The sequence below is a fragment of the Catenuloplanes japonicus genome, from assembly GCF_000717135.1.
In the GTDB taxonomy this organism is placed as follows: Bacteria; Actinomycetota; Actinomycetes; order Mycobacteriales; family Micromonosporaceae; genus Catenuloplanes; species Catenuloplanes japonicus.
Window position 1 is genome coordinate 1 of sequence record NZ_JNXY01000088.1, and the last position, 833, is coordinate 833.

Here is an 833-nt window from a genome sequence, read left to right on the forward strand (position 1 = left end):
TCGAACAGCAACGGTTCGCGACTCTGCGCGGCCGGCAGGTCGACCATCCCGTACGCTACCGCCCCCAGATCACCGGGCACCCCGGCGGCCGGCGGCCGTGGCAGGTCAGCCCACTGCGTCACCTCCCCCAGCGGCTCCAGCCACGGGCTCGGCTGCCGCGCCACCCCGGCCTGCGTGGACGCGGCCGTGATCGCCCGGACCAGCTCACGCAGATCCGTGTCGGCCGGACCGGACGCGCCACCACCTGATCCCCGACGCACCGGCACCGGCTCGCCGAGCCGCGCCCAGTCCACCTGCGCGACCTCGATCCGCACCTCGGCGGCGCGTTCCCCCACCACCGGGCGCTTGCCACCGATCCGACCGGCCTGGAACGGCAGCAACGCCGCATAGCCGAGCCGGGCGAACGCCCGGCCGGGAGTACGCGGTGACAGCTCGCCCGCGTCAGGCGCGTCGATGATGTCCCGGCTCTCCCCCTGATCCGTGGTGCGCAACGCGATCCGCAGGTTCGTATTCGCCCGGATGTCCGGCGTGACCGCCCCGGACGGCCGCTGGGTGGCCAACACCAGGTGGATACCGAGCGACCGGCCACGCTGGGCGATGTTGACCAGGCCCGTGACGAAGTCCGGCAGCTCCCGGACCATGGACGCGAACTCGTCGATCACCAGCACCAGCCGCGGCATCGGCGGCATCGTAGCGTCCCTGGCCCGCCGCTCCTGGTACCGGACGATGTCCGAGGCGCCGGCCGCGGCGAGCACATGCTCGCGCCGGCGCAGCTCCGCACCGAGCGAGGTCAGCGCGCGCCCCACCAGGTGGGTGTCCAGGTCGGTGACCAT

Annotated in this window: 1 protein-coding gene; it reads right to left on the reverse strand. The window is 73.6% G+C overall.

All coding sequences use genetic code 11. From position 1 onward, the window contains the following. A partial coding sequence (locus OP04_RS48095) for an FtsK/SpoIIIE domain-containing protein (RefSeq protein ID WP_033346806.1) occupies window positions 1-833 on the reverse strand: 833 nt, incomplete at both ends.